Annotated in this window: 10 protein-coding genes; 2 read left to right on the top strand and 8 right to left on the bottom strand. The window is 67.1% G+C overall.

Annotation, left to right across the window (positions count from 1 at the left end):
- The first annotated feature begins 31 nt into the window (after positions 1 to 31).
- A complete protein-coding gene (locus KUL97_RS02380) occupies positions 32 to 619 on the top strand; it encodes an inorganic diphosphatase (RefSeq protein ID WP_217795368.1) in 588 nt (195 codons plus the stop codon).
- Here KUL97_RS02380 and KUL97_RS02375 read toward each other — a convergent pair.
- The 7 genes from KUL97_RS02375 to rpoD form a co-directional block, all read right to left on the bottom strand.
- Entirely contained in the window at positions 583 to 2538 is a 1956-nt protein-coding gene (locus KUL97_RS02375; protein ID WP_368656063.1) for a chloride channel protein, read from the bottom strand. The genes KUL97_RS02380 and KUL97_RS02375 overlap by 37 nt on opposite strands.
- A gap of 19 nt (positions 2539 to 2557) precedes the next feature.
- On the bottom strand, positions 2558 to 3511 hold the full coding sequence (gene hemC, locus KUL97_RS02370; RefSeq protein WP_217795367.1) for a hydroxymethylbilane synthase: 954 nt from the start codon (positions 3509 to 3511) through the stop codon (positions 2558 to 2560).
- A gap of 108 nt (positions 3512 to 3619) precedes the next feature.
- Positions 3620 to 4027 (bottom strand): DUF1824 family protein, encoded by a 408-nt coding sequence (locus KUL97_RS02365; protein ID WP_217795366.1) that lies wholly within the window; start codon positions 4025 to 4027, stop codon positions 3620 to 3622.
- The gene (locus tag KUL97_RS02360; RefSeq protein ID WP_217795365.1) at positions 4020 to 4706 is read right to left on the bottom strand and encodes a phosphatase PAP2 family protein; all 687 of its coding nucleotides are present in this window, start codon (positions 4704 to 4706) and stop codon (positions 4020 to 4022) included. Before KUL97_RS02360 ends, KUL97_RS02365 begins: the two co-directional genes overlap by 8 nt.
- Complete coding sequence (locus tag KUL97_RS02355; RefSeq protein WP_217795364.1) at positions 4706 to 6460, bottom strand: glycosyltransferase family 39 protein; 1755 nt, start codon at positions 6458 to 6460, stop codon at positions 4706 to 4708. Before KUL97_RS02355 ends, KUL97_RS02360 begins: the two co-directional genes overlap by 1 nt.
- A 9-nt stretch (positions 6461 to 6469) precedes the next feature.
- Positions 6470 to 7564, bottom strand: a complete 1095-nt coding sequence (locus tag KUL97_RS02350; protein WP_217795363.1) for a glycosyltransferase family 2 protein — start codon at positions 7562 to 7564, stop codon at positions 6470 to 6472.
- Positions 7565 to 7640: 76 nt separating this feature from the next.
- On the bottom strand, positions 7641 to 9056 hold the full coding sequence (gene rpoD / locus KUL97_RS02345) for an RNA polymerase sigma factor RpoD (RefSeq protein WP_217795362.1): 1416 nt from the start codon (positions 9054 to 9056) through the stop codon (positions 7641 to 7643).
- Between the two features lie 545 nt (positions 9057 to 9601).
- Here rpoD and priA point away from each other — a divergent pair.
- Entirely contained in the window at positions 9602 to 11860 is a 2259-nt protein-coding gene (gene priA, locus KUL97_RS02340; RefSeq protein WP_217795502.1) for a primosomal protein N', read from the top strand.
- 1 nt (position 11861) lies between these two features.
- On the opposite strand, the gene KUL97_RS02335 is transcribed toward priA, so the two are convergent.
- Positions 11862 to 12989, bottom strand: a complete 1128-nt coding sequence (locus KUL97_RS02335; protein ID WP_217795361.1) for a DUF3153 domain-containing protein — start codon at positions 12987 to 12989, stop codon at positions 11862 to 11864.
- Between the last annotated feature and the right edge of the window lies 1 nt (position 12990).

Below are 12990 nucleotides of genomic sequence, written 5' to 3'. Positions count from 1 at the left end.
GATGCCGCCCACATCCCTTGCCGCTGCCCTGATGGCGAACATCGACCACGCCCCGAGCCGCACGATGCTCAACCTGCTGCACGTGCTGCCCGCCTTCGCCGATGAAGCCGAGCTGCGCCTGAACACGATCGTGGAGCTCAACAGCAACACGATCAACAAGTACGAGCTGATCACCGAAACCGGGCACCTGAAGCTCGATCGCGTGGGTTACTCCTCGCTGGCTTATCCCTTCGCCTACGGCTGCATCCCCCGCACCTGGGATGAAGATGGCGACCCGCTCGACATCGAGATCGTGGGTGTGACCGAGCCCCTGGTGCCCGGCTCCCTGGTGGAGGCCCGCATCATCGGCATCATGAAGTTCGACGACGGCGGCGAAGTCGACGACAAGGTGATCGCCGTGCTCGCCGATGACAAGCGCATGGATCACATCACCAGCTACACCCAGCTCGGTGAGCATTGGCTGAAGGAAACCCAGTACTACTGGGAGCACTACAAGGATCTCAAGAAGCCCGGCACCTGCCGCGTGAACGGCTTCTTCGATGCCGCTGAGGCCGTGAAGATCATCAAGGAGTGCGAAGCCCGCTACATGGAGGTCATCGACCCCAAGCTGGTGAACTGAGCGCTGGAGCGCGCCAGGGCGCGGGCCATGCCATCCCGGCTGGCCAGCCCCTGGAGCGCTGCTAACGGCAGGCCCGTGCTTGGCACGCCCACCGGCAAGGCGGGCAGGGCCTGATCATCGAGCGCAAACACCGGCACCTGCCGCAGGCCATTGGGCTGGAGTTGATCCTCCAGCTGGCAGAGATTGGCCTCGGCCGAGAGCCAAAGCAGATCGGAGCGGCGGCAATCGCGCAGGGGTTGCTGGCTGAGCCCCGCGGAGATCGGACGCTGCAGATCTTCGAGGGTGACCAGCGCCAGCACCCAGCCGCCCTCCTCCACCACCAGGCAATGGCCATGGGCATCGAGCAGCTGCTCCAACGCTGCTCCCGCCGGCGTGGATCCAGCAAGCACCAGGGGCGACTCCGGCTCGAGGGCCTCCATCACCGCCATCGAGGCCAGGCGTGCACGCCGCTGCTCCTCCGGACGATCGGGACCGAGCAACCCGGGATCAGCCATGCCCTTCCAGCGCTCCACCAGGAGCGCGCTCAAGCCAGCGGCCGCCATTAACGGCAGCACGATGCGAATGTCGTGGGTGAGCTCAAACAGCAGCAGCAGGGCGGTCAGCGGCGCCCGGGCACTGCCCGCCAACACGGCCGCCATGCCCACCATGGCGTAGGCCGGTGGTTCAGCCACCGCGAGCTGCAATCCGCTCTCGCCGAGCAGCTGGCCATACACATTGCCAAGCACGGCCCCCAGAAACAGCGCCGGTGCAAAGCCACCGCCCACGAAGCCCATGGCACTGCTGAGGCCCGTGGCGAGCAACTTCACCACCAACAGCCCCAGCAGGCTCAACAGGGCAATACCGCCATCCCGGCCCAGCAGCGCGCCGATGGTGTCGTAGCCAACCCCCAAAACTTGAGGGAAACCGAGGGCCATCAGGCCAACGGCGAGGCCGCCAAGGCCGGTCACCACCCAGGCCGGCAGCCGCTGCAGCTGCCGTTGAACCCGCTCGCTGCGGCCCGCCGCCAACAGATTGAGCAGCGCCAGCGACATGCCACTCGCCACCACTCCCAGGCCCAGATACAGGGGCAGCTCGAGCGGGGAGCGCACCTCATAGGCCGGGAGCCTGAAGATCGGCTCATCCCCCAGCGACAGCTGGGTGACCAGCGACGACGCCACAGCGGCCACCAACACGGCGCGCACGCTGGGGCGTCCGGGGATCGTGCTGTAACTGCCTTCAAAGGCAAAAAACAAGCCAGCGATCGGCGCCTTGAAACCCGCCGCCAGACCTGCCGCCACGCCCGCCGCCACCAGGGCCTTCTGGGAATCAGGCGACAAGCCACCTTTGCCAGCCACCCACAGGCCGATATTCCCGCCACTCTCCACACTCGGGCCTTCCGGGCCCAGGGAGGCGCCGCTGCCCAGGCTGAGGGAGGCGGCCAGCAAACGCACAAACGGCAGCCTGGGTGCTGCCTGCACGCTGCCGTCGGCCATGGCCATCAGGCTCGGCAGGCTAGGCCCCAGATCACGGGTGCATTGGCGCAACGCCCCAACCGCCACGCCACCGAGCAAGGGCACCAGCACCACCGGCCAGGCCGAGAGCCACAAAGGCAAGGGATCACCCGGGAGGGGAATCGGATCGGGTGGTGGCGGCGGCGGTGGCAGAAACGCCAGCCCCCCAAGGCCGATCTGCAGCAACGCCCCCAGGGGCGTGCCGGGAACAGCCGTTGGTTCCGGCACAACGGGCGGTTCGGGAGGGGCGGCGCTGAACAGGCCGATCAGGCCCTCCACCACTGGGCCGTAGAGAAAGTTGTTGATGAAGCCCAGCAGGAAGTGGAATCCCACCACGGCCAACCCCGTTAACCCACCTACCAGGGCAGCCCAGGCGAGCAGGCTCCACTGAAAAGGCAGCGAGCGGGCCTCAGCCGAGCCGCTCGCCACCGAATCGGGGGCTGGTGAATCAGGCCTCAGGCCGGACGGTGGCAAAGATCTCCTCCAGGATCTCGCCGGCGCCCTGGGCCCGCAAGGCATGGGCCAGGGCGATGCCGATCGCCTCGGGATCGTTCTGGTTGCCGCGGGCCTCATCGCGGATCAGGCGCTGGCCATCGAGGCTCGCCACCATGCCCGTGAGCACCAGCTCCTCACCCTCGAAGCGCGTGTTCACGCCGATGGGCACCTGGCAACCACCCTCGAGCTCCCGCAGGAAAGCGCGCTCCGCCAGACAGCGGCGGGCGGTGGGCAGATGCTCCAGCACTTTGATCTGCTCCAGCACGGCGGTGTCGCCCTCGCGGCACTCGATGCCGAGGGCACCCTGGCCCACGGCGTGCAGCGAGATGGAGGGATCGATCAGTTCGTGAATGCGGTCGCCCAGGCCGAGGCGACCGAGGCCGGCAGCCGCCAGGATCAGGCAATCGAATTCACCAGAATCGAGCTTCTCGAGGCGGGTGATCACGTTGCCGCGCACGTCCTTGAAGGTGAGGTGCGGGAAGTGGTGGCGCAGCTGGGCCAGGCGGCGCAGGGAGCTGGTGCCCACCACCGAGCCCTCGGGAAGGGTGGCGAGGGTTTTGTCCTTGTGCTTTTCGTGCACCACCAGGGCATCGGCGGGGTCTTCCCGCTCGGTGATGCAGCCGAGCATCAACCCCTCGGGCAGGTTGGTGGGCAGATCCTTGAGGCTATGGACGGCGATATCGGCCCGGTCCACCAGCATCTGAGCCTCAAGCTCCTTGGTGAACAGGCCCTTGTCGCCGATCTTGGCCAGGGCCACATCCAGGATCTTGTCGCCCTGGGTGGCCATCGCCTCGATGGTGATCTCCAAGCCCTCGTGGGCCTTGGCCAGCTCATCGCGCACCCAATGGGTCTGCACCATGGCCAGCTGGCTGCGGCGGGAGGCAATGCGCAGTTGGGAAGCGGCCATCGGAAGCGGGAGGAGGCAGCGCTAGGCCGCCGACGTACAGCCGGCAAGCCTAAGGATCGGTGTGCCTGGGCTGGATGAGAACGCCCAAGTCGTGATCAGTCGTCGCGATCAGGCCGCGAACAGATCGAGGGGCAGGGGGCCCCAGGTGTCTTCCGCCTCGGGTTCCACAGGGCTGTGGCCCGTGATCAGCACGCCTTGGCCCAACCCGCTTTCGCGGCGCACCAGAAACCGGCCGTTGTTTTGATTGGCCTTGAGGAAGACCGGGCCCTCGATGCTGGCCAGGGCCTCTCCGGCCGGATCGAGCTCATGGGCGTCCCAGCCCAGGGCACCTTCCAAGGCACGGAGCGCCTGAACAGCAGCTTCGGCCGACGGCGCCATCACCCCAACCGTGAACCATTCACAACGCTGCAGGCGCGGCAGCAACGCAGCGCGTAGCTCTTCAGTCGCCGCCGCATCGAGCTGGGGGGCGGTGCGCAGGCCGCGGAGGCTGTCGAGGGAAACCGAGGCGTCAGCCATGGGGGGAAAGGGGCGAGGCAGGGCGGCAACGCTGCTCCCAGACGGTGAAGCCGGCCAGGCAGAAGCTGAGCCACACATACCCCACGGCGGCTCCGGCCGCGATATCGCTCAGCCAATGGGCTCGGCAATAGATCGTGCTGAGCCACACCAAGCCCACCCAAGCGCTCGAGAACAGAAACAGTGGGCGGCGCAAGCGGGGGTAGTGGGCCGAGAGCAGGCAGCAGGTGAGGAAATAAAACACCACCGATCCCGCGGCATGGCCGCTGGGAAAGCTGCGGCCACTGATGTCGTCCAACAGACGCCCACTGGGCCGGCGCCGGTCAAACAGCGGCTTGAGCCAGCGATCCACGATCAGCAGGATGCCGCCGGTGCCCATCACCAAACAGATCAGCTCAGCCCAGAAGCGCTTCAGAGCCAGAAAGATCAGCACCGCCAACACCAGCACGGCGGTGAGGTGCACGCCACTCATCTGATACACCCGCAGAAGCAGGTCACCGATCGGCTCCGGGATCAAGCGGTGCACCCCATCGAGCAGCTGCTCATCGAGGCGGGGATGGCGCAGGGACGCCAACTGAGGACCAGCCCAACCCAGCACCAGCGCCGTGACCACGGCAAAACCCAAGCGCCAGGGCCCCAGTGCCCTGAGCCAGTCGCGCAGGAGGCGAAGCCAGGCCGCCATCAGCTGGGCTCCAGTTGCTGCAGCTGCTCCACCGGCAGGCGCAGCAGGCGATGGGCATCGCGGCGGCCCAAGGGAGTGCCGTCACCAGGACCGATCCCGAAGTCGAGCAGTTCCGCATCGCTCCCCAGCAGCAGCACACTGGCTGGCGGCGTGGAGCGAGGCCCTTGGCTGAGGCTGCGGGCAGCCTTGCGAGGCGAGCTCACAAACAGCACCGGGCGGCCGCTGTAAAACACCACGCTGTAGCGCTTGTAGCCCACCACCATCAGGGGCTCGCCGGGCTTGCCCTGATCCGCCGCCAGCCTCGCCAGCTCCCGAATCGGCAGCTGCCGCTCACGATCAATCAGGGGCACCAGCACAGGGATCACCAGGGCCAGGGCCGCCGCCACCCCGGCCGCATTCGGGAGCCACAACCAACCCAGGCCAGCGCGGCAGAGCAGCAGCACCAGGGCTGCAGCGGCCAACAGCAGAGGGATCGCCAACAGCCAGGGCAAGCCGGAAGCCCGCAGGGCATCCGCAAAGGCGGGATAGGAGGGATCGGTGTCGAGCCAGCGAGGAGCCAGCACCGCAGCCACCCCCATCAAGGCCAGCAGGGTTGCATTGCCCCAACCACTGATCCGCAGACCCGCCCCCAACGGTGGGGAAGCCGGCTGCAAGGGCGCGAACAAAAGGGTGATCAGGAGGCTCCCCCCCGGCAGGGCCGGCAGGATGTAACCCGGCAACTTGGTGGCGGCAGCCGAGAAAAAGGCCACCATCAACACCAGCCACAGCAGGGCCAACAGGGGCAAATCCTCACCAGCCGGTGTGCGGCGCCACACCGGCAACCGCCAGAAGCGCAACCGAGCAGCCGCCACTGGCAGATACAACGACCAAGGCAGCAACAGCAGCACCACCCAGGGCAAATAGAACCAAGGCGGGCCGGGGTGGTCGTAGATCACCGAGGTGAAACGCTCGAGGTTGCTGAACCCGAGAAACCGCCCCAGAAATTCAGTGCCATTGGCAGCGGTGGCCAGGCCGTACCAGGGGGCAGCCACCCCCAGAAACAGCGCCACCAAGGGCAGCCAGGGCGTCCGCCTGATCTCCTGAAGCAGGCTGCCTTTCAAGGCCCAGAAGGCCAGCATCACGAGCCCCGGCAGCAGCAGGCCGACAGGCCCCTTCGCCAGCACCGCCACACCGCAGAACACCGCCAGGCCCACAAAGCCAAACGGCCGCTGCCAGGGTCTCTGGGCTGAAGCGGTGTGGGCCAGCACGAAGCTGAGCAAGGCCAAGCTGATGCCGCTGGCCAGAAACATGTCGGTGACCGAGGAGCGGCCCCAGCCGATCCAACCGGGGCAGAGGGCCAAGACCGTGCCGCCCAGCAGGGCGCGGCCGAGGCGCTGATGCGCGGCCTCAGCGGCAGGAGCCACTAGCAGTAACACCGCAAACACTGCCAACACGGTGGCGCTCGCCGCCAGCGCCGCCGGCAGGCGGGCCGCCCATTCGCTCACACCAAACAGGCGGAAACAAAGGCCCACCATCCAGTAGCCCCAAACGGGGTAGTCGAAGAAGAGCTCCCCGTTCCAACGGGGGGTGATCCAATCGCCGCTCTCGAGCATCTGGCGAGGGATCTCCACAAACAGCCCCTCGGTCTTGTCCATCAGCCCCAGCCCACCGAGCTGTTGACCAAACAACCCCGCGCACAGGGCGCACAAGGCGAGCACAGCCAACAGCAGGCTGCGGCGGGCGTCCCGGTCGAGCCAGGCATTGAAGCGTTGCATGCCGAGAAATTAGGGGGTGTTCCACACGAAACGGCTACTGGCGGCGTAGTTCCACACGAACACCACCAGGATTCCCGCCAGCTGCGCCCAGAGGGTGTCGCGCGCCACCAGGCTGTAGAAGGCCGAGGCCAGCCCCACATTGGCCAGCACCGGCAGGGAGGCCACCAGCAGAAACTTGAGCAATCCACGCAGCAAGGCCACACCTTGCAGCCGCTGGAAGCGGAAGGTGAGGGCGTTGTTGATCAGGTAGTTGGAGCTGGCGGCCACCACCACCGCGAAGGGCAAGGCTTGCTCAAAGCCCAGGCCCATAAGCATCAACAACTGGGTGGCAATCAGTTGCACGGCCACGCCGCTCACCCCCACCAAGCCAAAGCTGATCGCCCGGCGGGGCAACAGCCGCAGGCTGAGGCTATGAAGGATGGAGATCAGGAAATCCCAGAAGATCGCCAGATCGAGCTTGGAGCTGCCGTAGCTGCGGGGCTGAAAACTGAGGGGCACTTCAGCGGTGGCGAGGGCTCCGCCACTCACCGCCAGCAGCTCATACAAAAACTTGAAGCCGTTCACATCCACCGCCCGGATCAACGGGAGCAGAGGTTCGAGCCGCAGCGCGAAGAAGCCACTCATGTAATCGCTGAGGTGCCCGTAGCGACGCGGCAAGCTGAAGCGGGCACTGGCGTTAGCCCAATTGGAGCCCCGCTCCCGCCGGCCGCTGAGGCCCAGAATTTCAGCCTCGGGATGGAAGCGGCTGCCAATCACCAGATCCAGATCACCCTGGGCCAGGGTCTCGATCGCTCGCTGCACGGAAGCGGGCTCGTGCTGGCCGTCGCTGTCCATCACCAAGGCCACATCACCGGTGGCATCCAGCAAGCCTTCTTTGATGGCACTGGCCAGGCCGGATCGCCCCACGCGGCGGATCAGGCGCAGGCGCGGTTCACGGTGGGCGAGCTGGCGCACCAGCTCAGCCGTGCCATCGGCGGAGTCATCGTCCACCACCAGAATTTCCAGGCTGTAGTGGTGCTGCAGCGGCAACAGCTGTGCCAACAGCGGCTCGATGTTGCCCCGCTCGTTGTAGGTGGGCAGCACAATCGAAAGCCTCAGAGCCATGGCGCCGCGCAAGAGAAAGCCGGCGGACCAGCCGCCGGCAAAAGCACCGTAGGACGAGCCCCTGAGGGCCCGAGCACTACTTGATGTACTCCTTGAGCACGCCGTTGCGGTTGGGGTGGCGCAGCTTGCGCAGGGCCTTGGCTTCGATCTGGCGGATGCGCTCGCGGGTCACATCGAAGATCTGACCAATTTCCTCCAGGGTCTTCATGCGGCCATCGTCGAGGCCGTAGCGCAGGCGGAGCACATCGCGCTCACGGGGGCTGAGGGTGGCGAGCACACCTTCAAGGTCTTCGCGCAGCAGGTTCTTGGCCACGTCCTGCTCGGGGTTCTCGATGTCGGCTTCGATGAAGTCACCGAGGCGAGAATCCTCCTCCTTACCGATCGGAGTTTCCAGGGAGATCGGCAGCTGGGCACTCTTGGCGATGAAGCGCAACTTCTCGATGGTCATCTCCATCGATTCGGCGATCTCTTCTTCCGTGGGCTTGCGGCCGAATTCCTGGGAGAGGGTTTTGGTGGTTTTCTTGATGCGCGAGATGGTCTCGTAGAGGTGCACCGGCAGGCGGATGGTGCGGCTCTGATCAGCAATGGCGCGGGTGATCGCCTGGCGAATCCACCAGGTGGCGTAGGTGGAGAACTTGTAGCCCTTCTCGTGGTCGAACTTCTCAGCAGCGCGAATCAGGCCGAGGGAGCCTTCCTGAATCAGGTCCTGGAAGCTCAGGCCCCGGTTCATGTACTTCTTGGCAATCGACACCACCAGGCGCAGGTTCGACTGCACCATCTTTTCCTTGGCGCGCCGGCCAAGCATCAGCCGGCGGCGGAACTTAATCAGGGGCATCTCCACCAGGGCCGCCCACTCCTTGGTGTCGGGGTAGTGGCCGTGGTCGGTCTCGAACTGAGCCGCCAGCTCCTCGAGTTGCAGCAGATCAGCGATCTTGCGGGCCAGCTCGATCTCCTCATCGGGCCGCAGCAGGCGGATCCGGCCGATCTCCTGCAAATAAACGCGGATCGAATCTTCGGTGTAAACACCCTTGGGACCCACCTTGATGCTGGCCAGGGCCTTGGCGGCCTTGGCATCTTTTTCCGCCGGCTTGGCATCGGCAGCCTTGGCATCGGCAGCGGCCAGGAGCTGATCGGCAGCAGCGTCGAGATTGGCGGGTGCAGCGGACTTCGCCGACGCCTTGGCCGTGGTTTTGCTGGTGCTGCTCTTCGTCGCAGCCTTGGCTTTGGGCGCGGCCTTGGTCTTGGCGGCAGCGGTCTTGGAGGCAGCCTTGGCCTTCGTGGGGGTCACCTTGTTAGCCGCCTTGGCCGCGGTGGTGTCGTCGTCTGCCTTGGCCTTGCTGCGGCTGGCCTTGGGCTTGGCCTTCGCCACCGTGATCGTTTCACCGGAGGCGTTCGCCACCATCAGGATTTCGGGCTTAGCGGCCTTGGAAGCCGAGGCCTTGGCAGCAGAGGCCTTCGTGGTGGTGGTTTTGGATGCAGCGGCAGGGCTCATCGGGTTCAGAGAGACGGGCGAGGCGATCAACAGGACAAACCCAGACCTGGAGCAACACAACGGCCCAACCCAGCAAGGGATCGAGCAGAGCGGCTCCGCCACAACAAACGTTGGGGCGCGGGATACAGATGTGGGCGATAAGGGACGAGATCGCTCAGCCTGGTGCTCTCAACGGTTTTGACCGCTCGGCCCACGACAAGCGCGTGAACGGATCGGTGCTCAGATGCAGGGTTGAAGCAAGCAGGAGGAGCGGAGCCCCAGCTCATCAAACAGGTGGCGTGGAAGCGGACTGACGGAAGCAGGAACGACGGGCAGGAGCCCAGGCAACGCTGTCAGGGGTGGTCGCAGATCGGGAGCACAGGATCAAGCCTGGCTTTCCTCGAATCTTCCCGCTGGACGGAACTTTGCCGGGTTCCGACGACAGCCCGGTGGACTGTTCAACAATGTCATCTTAAGAAATGGCTGCCGGCTCCGCAAGCCTGAGCAACCGTCGATCCAACGCAGCCCTGATTGCCACCCTGAGCGAAGCGCAGCCTCAGCACGCCATGCAGCCTGAGCAGGGCTGCAGCCAACCGGGCTGGCTTCAGGTGTGGCTGGAGGCTGGCCGCGAAGGGCAGGTGTTCACCTACAGCAACCCGGCCGCCCTCGAGCTGGGCTGCGGCGACCTGGTGCAGGTGCGCCTGCGGGGGCAACGGCATATCGGCTTGGTGGTGGAGCTGCTGCAGGTACCGCCAGCCGAACTCAGCAGCCGCCAACTCCAACCGATCGAAGCGCTGCACCATCGGGCCGCCGTGGATCCCCACTGGCAGCAGCTGATCGAGGCCGTGGCCGAGCAGTGCCGCACCAGCGTGTTTCGCACCCTGAAAACAGCCCTCCCCCCGGGCTGGCTCGGGCAGCGCAAAGCGGGCCGAAGCCTCGGCAGCCGCCGGCAGCTCTGGCTGGAACTGAGCGATACCGGGTGTAGCGAACCGCTCGACGCGTTGAGCCCGTCCCAGGCACGGCTGATCGAGCAGTTGCGCCAGCAGAACGGATGCGGCTGGCAACAACAACTGCTCGAGCAGGCCAGCGTGAGCCGCAGCGTGGCGGATGCCCTGCTGAAACGACAGTGGCTCACGCGCACGTCCCGTCCCTTCAACCGCCAAAGCGCTGCGGGGCCCCTGGCCCATCAGGCCCTGGAGTCGCCGCAACCCCTCACCCCGGATCAACGGGCAGCACTCACCGCCCTCCAGGGAGCCGCTGCCGGAGAGCAGCTGTTGCTGTGGGGCGTCACCGGCGCGGGCAAAACCGAGGTGTACCTGCAGGCAGCTGCCCAGCACCTGCAGCAGGGGCGTTCAGTGCTGCTGCTCACCCCTGAGATCGGACTGATCCCGCAGTTGCTGGATCGCTGCCGGCGGCGGTTCGGCACCCAGGTGCTGGAGTACCACTCCGGCTGCAGCGATGGCCAACGGATCGAAACCTGGCGCCGCTGCCTCAGCGGCGACGAGCCCCTGGTGGTGGTGGGCACCCGCTCGGCGATCTTCCTGCCACTGGAAGGCCTTGGGCTGATCGTGCTGGATGAGGAGCACGACCGCTCCTACAAGCAAGACAGCCCCATGCCCTGCTACCACGCCCGGGATGTGGCGGCCCTGCGGGCGCAGGCCAGCGGCGCTCAGTTGCTGCTGGGCTCCGCCACGCCCAGCCTCGAAACCTGGCTGGCCTGCGGGGGCAGCACCCCCCGCTGCAGGCTGCTGCAGTTGCCGCAGCGCATCGGCGGACGCCCCCTTCCGCCCGTGCGTGTGGTGGACATGCGCCAGGAGCTGGCGGAGGGCCACCGGCGCCTGGTGAGCCGGCCGTTGATGGAACGGCTGGAAGCCTTGCCCGGCAGCGGCGGCCAGGCGGTGGTGCTGGTGCCGCGACGGGGCTACAGCAGCTTTCTGAGCTGCCGCAGCTGCGGCGAGGTGGTGCAGTGCCCCCACTGCGATGTGGCCCTCACGGTCCATCGCCAGCGGGAGCGCTCCTGGCTGCGTTGCCACTGGTGCGACCACCGCGCCGAGATCGGTGAACGCTGCGGTGCCTGCGGATCCACGGCCTTCAAGCCCTTCGGGGCCGGAACCCAGCAGGTGCTGGAGCATCTCGAGCAGGAGCTTGAGGGGCTGCGGCTGCTGCGCTTCGATCGCGACACCACCCGCGGCCGCGATGGGCATCGGCTGCTGCTGGAACGCTTTGCCGCCGGGGAAGCAGACGTGCTCGTGGGCACGCAGATGCTGGCCAAAGGGATGGACCTGCCCCAGGTGACCCTGGCGGCGGTGCTGGCGGCCGATGGCCTGCTGCATCGCCCGGATCTGCGGGCCGCGGAGGAATGCCTGCAGCTGTTGTTGCAGCTGGCGGGGCGGGCCGGTCGGGGCGAACGCCCCGGGGAAGTGCTGGTTCAGACCTACAGCCCCGAGCACCGGGTGATTCGCCACCTGGTGGATGGACGCTATGAGGCCTTCATGAACGAGGAGCTGGCGGAACGGCGCGCCGCTGCGCTGGTGCCCTTCAGCCGCGCCTGTCTGTTACGGCTGGCGGGCCCTTCAGCGAGCCGCACCGCCACCGCCGCCGCGCTGCTGGCGGAACACATCCGGCCCCGCAGCGAGGCGCTCGGCTGGTTGATCATCGGCCCCGCGCCGGCACCGGTGGCCCGGGTGGCGGGCAACAGCCGTTGGCAGTTGCTGTTGCATGGCCCCGCCGCCGGCGACCTGCCCGTGCCGATGGAGCGGGAGCTGCGGGCGCTGCTGCCGCGGGATGTGTCGTTGGCGATCGACCCCGACCCTCTGGAGCTCTAGCTCAGGCCGGCAGCTGGGGCAGCCCAAACCCCGCCGCCAACTTGAGCCGCTGCAGCAGAGCCACCAGCGCCAGCAACAGCCCGATCAGCACAGAGCCGACCCCCAGCCGGCTCCAGCGCCAGCACGACACCTCCAGCTGGTTGAGCGATCCGGGCTGGAGCCGCCAGATCACTCGGGCAGGCCGTCCACGCCGGGGCGCCATGGCCTGGACCGCCAGCGGTTCGGCGCGACGCACCGCCCGCTGGGGCAAGGGTTCGAGCGACAGGCTCAACTCCAGCCCCGGCAGCGTCTGCAAAGCGCGAAGATCCAGGCTGCAGCTGAACTGCTGCCTCACCCCCAGCAGCCAATTGCGCTCCACCAGGTTCAGCTCTGGCGGCGGCAGCGGCACGGCAGCCAGGCTTGCGGCCTGCTCCAGGGTGGCAGTCAGCAAATCCAGGGCCTGGCTAGCCGGCAGCGCCGGGGCCCGCAGGCTGAGCTGGCCATGATCCTGGCGCGTACTCCACGGTGTGGACTTCACAGCGGCCATGAGCTGGCGCTGCCAGGGCAAGGCACTGCCGGTGCTCGACGTGCTGGTCTGGCTGACCTGCAGCCGCCCGGGTGCCGGGAAGCGCAGGGTGGTGTCGACATCCACGCAGCCGCCGAGCAGGGCGGTGATCAACAGCAACACGATCACCACCACGGCAAAGCCGAGCGGAGCGCTGGTGGGGCCGGTGGGCGGTGCCGGCGGAGGGGGCGGCTGTCGGCGGCGGCGGCGGCGCGCCAGGGCCTGCACTTGCCCTTCGAGGGGTTGCACCTCTCCCAGTGGGGGCAGGGTCATCGACCACTCCCGCGGACGTTCGAGCGCCGGGGCCTCCAGCACCTCCTGCAGATCCTTGGCCTGGCTGCGCAGGCTGGCATCGCGGCAGGCCCGCAGGCTGCGGCAGGTGGCCGCTGCAGCGGTGCTATTGCCTTGCCCCATCTGGGCGGTGGCCAGCAGCAGGCGCAGTTGCCCGCCGAACGGAGTGCTGACGTGGTGCTGCTCCAGCAGGGGAGCCAGCAACTGCTGGCACCGGCCGTAATCGCCACGCTCCAGCGCCTGACGGGCGGGCTCGCTCAGCGCCTCCAGGGATTCGAACTCGCTCTGCTGCACG

This window comes from Synechococcus sp. HK05 (genome assembly GCF_019104765.1).
GTDB lineage: Bacteria > Cyanobacteriota > Cyanobacteriia > PCC-6307 > Cyanobiaceae > Vulcanococcus.
The sequence above is the reverse complement of the archived record's forward strand: the minus strand, read 5'-3'. Positions and strand labels throughout refer to the sequence as shown.

Coding starts and splice junctions, on each gene's coding strand:
- KUL97_RS02380 (WP_217795368.1), top strand. CDS start 32: ATGGCGAACATCGACCACGCCCCGAGCCGCACGATGCTCAACCTGCTG.
- hemC (WP_217795367.1), bottom strand. CDS start 3,511: ATGGCCGCTTCCCAACTGCGCATTGCCTCCCGCCGCAGCCAGCTGGCC.
- KUL97_RS02365 (WP_217795366.1), bottom strand. CDS start 4,027: ATGGCTGACGCCTCGGTTTCCCTCGACAGCCTCCGCGGCCTGCGCACC.
- KUL97_RS02360 (WP_217795365.1), bottom strand. CDS start 4,706: ATGGCGGCCTGGCTTCGCCTCCTGCGCGACTGGCTCAGGGCACTGGGG.
- KUL97_RS02355 (WP_217795364.1), bottom strand. CDS start 6,460: ATGCAACGCTTCAATGCCTGGCTCGACCGGGACGCCCGCCGCAGCCTG.
- KUL97_RS02350 (WP_217795363.1), bottom strand. CDS start 7,564: ATGGCTCTGAGGCTTTCGATTGTGCTGCCCACCTACAACGAGCGGGGC.
- rpoD (WP_217795362.1), bottom strand. CDS start 9,056: ATGAGCCCTGCCGCTGCATCCAAAACCACCACCACGAAGGCCTCTGCT.
- priA (WP_217795502.1), top strand. CDS start 9,602: ATGCAGCCTGAGCAGGGCTGCAGCCAACCGGGCTGGCTTCAGGTGTGG.